This window comes from Actinotalea ferrariae, from assembly GCF_019733465.1.
GTDB lineage: Bacteria > Actinomycetota > Actinomycetes > Actinomycetales > Cellulomonadaceae > Actinotalea > Actinotalea ferrariae_A.
This window is the reverse complement of the sequence record NZ_JACVQL010000323.1, coordinates 1-2,400: the sequence shown is the minus strand read 5'-3', so window position 1 is coordinate 2,400 and position 2,400 is coordinate 1. Positions and strand designations below refer to the sequence as shown.

General features: G+C 77.0%; 3 protein-coding genes, 1 pseudogene and 1 riboswitch. Of the genes and pseudogenes, 2 read left to right on the top strand and 2 right to left on the bottom strand.

What is annotated here, in order from left to right:
* Both ICW40_RS18960 and ICW40_RS18955 read right to left on the bottom strand, forming a co-directional pair.
* Nucleotides 1-764: class I SAM-dependent methyltransferase (locus ICW40_RS18960; protein ID WP_221655549.1), on the bottom strand; the 764-nt coding region annotated here is incomplete at its 3' end.
* A gap of 119 nt (nt 765-883) precedes the next feature.
* Nucleotides 884-1,204 (bottom strand): DMT family transporter, encoded by a 321-nt coding sequence (locus ICW40_RS18955; protein WP_221655548.1) that lies wholly within the window; start codon nt 1,202-1,204, stop codon nt 884-886.
* Between the two features lie 11 nt (nt 1,205-1,215).
* A riboswitch (guanidine-III (ykkC-III) riboswitch) is annotated at nt 1,216-1,279 on the bottom strand.
* A 113-nt stretch (nt 1,280-1,392) separates the two neighbouring features.
* On the opposite strand from ICW40_RS18955, the gene ICW40_RS18950 reads away from it, so the two are divergent.
* Both ICW40_RS18950 and ICW40_RS18945 read left to right on the top strand, forming a co-directional pair.
* Nucleotides 1,393-2,076, top strand: coding sequence for an ABC transporter ATP-binding protein (locus tag ICW40_RS18950; RefSeq protein ID WP_221655547.1), 684 nt, complete (start codon nt 1,393-1,395; stop codon nt 2,074-2,076).
* A pseudogene (locus ICW40_RS18945) lies at nt 2,073-2,400 on the top strand (hypothetical protein); the annotation flags it as partial. The gene ICW40_RS18950 and the pseudogene ICW40_RS18945, both read left to right, overlap by 4 nt.

The window sequence follows — 2,400 nt, the reverse complement described above, 5'->3', positions numbered from 1 at the left end:
CCCCGGGCGTCGTCGGCGGCGGCCGTCACGTGGTGCGCCCACGCCCCGTGCCGCGCGACGCGCGACGGCGTGGCCGTCCCGATCACGAGCGGCCGGACGATCGCCGGCATGCCGGTCCACTCGGCGCGGCGAATGCCGCCGACGTCGAAGCGCGCGGCGATCGCGGCGAGCAGGTCGCGGTCGCACCGGCAGCCCCCCGCGACGACCGCCCAGGGTCCCGCCAGGCGCGTCTGCCACCGGCCGAGCGTCGTCCCCGCGGCGTGCACGTGCTCGAGGACGAGGAGCTTCCCGCCCGGCCTCAGCACGCGCGCGACCTCGGACAGCACCGACTCGACGTCGGCCACGGTGCACAGGACCATCGTCGACACGACGGTGTCGAAGGTCGCCGCGGCGAAGGGCAGGTCCTCGGCGCGCGCCTCGACCACCTCGGCCACCGACGCCAGGTGGCCGGACGTGCCGACCCGGGCGCGCAGCCGGTCGGCCATCGGCGTCACCGGTTCGGTGAGCACGAGCGCCTCGAGGCCCGTGGGGTAGTGCGCGAGGTTGAGGCCCGTGCCGGCGCCGATCTCGAGCACGGCGCCGCGCGCCCCGGCGAGGAGCGCGGCGCGCCGGTCGGCCATCCCGAGCCGCTCGCCCCGGGCGAGGACGGGGTCGTAGAGGGCCGCACCGGTGCTGGCCGGGAGGGCGGCGCGGGTCGTCCGGGCCGTCGGGGCCGCCTGGGCCGCCTGGGTCGTCGTCGTCCAGGTCATCGTCGTCCGCGTCATGGTCGTGGCTCCGCAGGAGAGTCGGGATGGGAGCTCCCATCCCATCGCCGGGCAGCGCGGCGGCGCTTCGCGCGTCCCGGCCATCCGCCGGATGGCCCGATCGGGCCAAGCGGGGAGCGTCAGTGACCCGACGTGAGCTTGAGGCCGACGACGCAGCCGATGAGGCCGACGATGAGCAGCACACGCACGAGCGACGCCGGCTCGGTGCCGGTCGCCATCGCGTAGACGACCGTGAGCCCGGCGCCGATCGCGACCCAGACGGCGTAGGACGTGCCGACGGGGAGCGCGGTCATGGCGTACGCGAGCCCGGCCATGCTGAGGAGCAGGGCGACGCCGAAGACGACCGTCGGGCCGGGGCGCGAGAAGCCCTCCGACCGGCCGAGGGCCGTGGCCCACACGGCCTCGAGGACGCCGGAGAGGACGAGGACGATCCAGTGCACGAGTGACCTCCTGGACGCCGTCTTGTCGCTCGCCGGGTACGGTGCCGCTCGTCCGGGGCTCCGGTCGGAGCCTGCGTTCCATGGTCGCACGCGGGGGCTCCGGTCGGACTGCCGCGACCGGTGACCGTCGCCACCATCGGCCGTGAGACGGATCCGGGAGCCCGCGAGGAGCGCCTAGGGTCGACGCCGTGACCGATCTCGTCCGCGCCACCCGCCTCGAGGTCGGCTGGACCGACCGGCCCGTGTGCGCCCCCGTCGACGTCCGGCTCCGCGAGGGCGAGGTCCTCGCGCTCGTCGGCCCCAACGGCACCGGCAAGTCGACCGTGCTGCGCACCGTGCTGGGCCTGCTCGAGCCGCTCGGCGGCGAGCTGCAGGTGCTCGGTGCGGAGGTGGACGAGCGGCAGGCGTCGTTCCGCTCCGCCGTCGCGTCGGTGCTGGACGACGACGCCTGGTTCCCCGGCCTCACGGCGCGCGAGCACCTGCTCCTCACCGCCGCGGGCCACGGCGTGCGGAGCACCACGACCGCCGTCGACGCCGTGCTCGACCTCTTCGGCATGGCCGACGCCCAGGACGCGATCCCGACCGCGCTCTCGTCCGGCCAGCGACGCCGCCTGCTGCTCGCCGCGGCCTTCGTCCGGCCGCGCCGGCTGCTCGTGCTCGACGAGCCCGAGGCGCGGCTCGACACCGCGATGCGGCGCCGCCTGGCCGGGCTGCTCGCCGACGAGGCGGCCCAGGGCACCTCCGTGCTCCTGGCGACGCACGACCCCGTGCTGCTCACGAGCCTCGGCGCCGACGCGGTGCTCATCGGCGAGGACCGCTGCCGGCGGGTCGGCACCGAGCGGGCGGTCGCCGCGATGGCGGAGCTGGCGTGACGCTGCCGCCGCTCGTCCTCGGCGAGGTGCCGCCCGGCCGGCACGTCCGCCGCCTGACCGAGCAGATCCAGGGTGCCCGCGCGGGTCGGGGCGTGGGCGACCTCGTCGGGGACCTCTGGTACGCGGTCACGTGCGTCGTGCTGCTGGCCGCGGTCGCCTACGGCACGGCCGCCGTCGTGCAGGAGGCCGCGGTCGCCCGCGTCCCCGGTGGCGTGCTGCTCGGCGAGGCGGGCGTGCTGCTGGTCGTCGTCGCGCTGTGCGGCGGGGTCCTCGCGCTCGGCGCGAGGCTGGGCCCGGTCGCGCTGGGCGGGGGCGGGGCCGGCT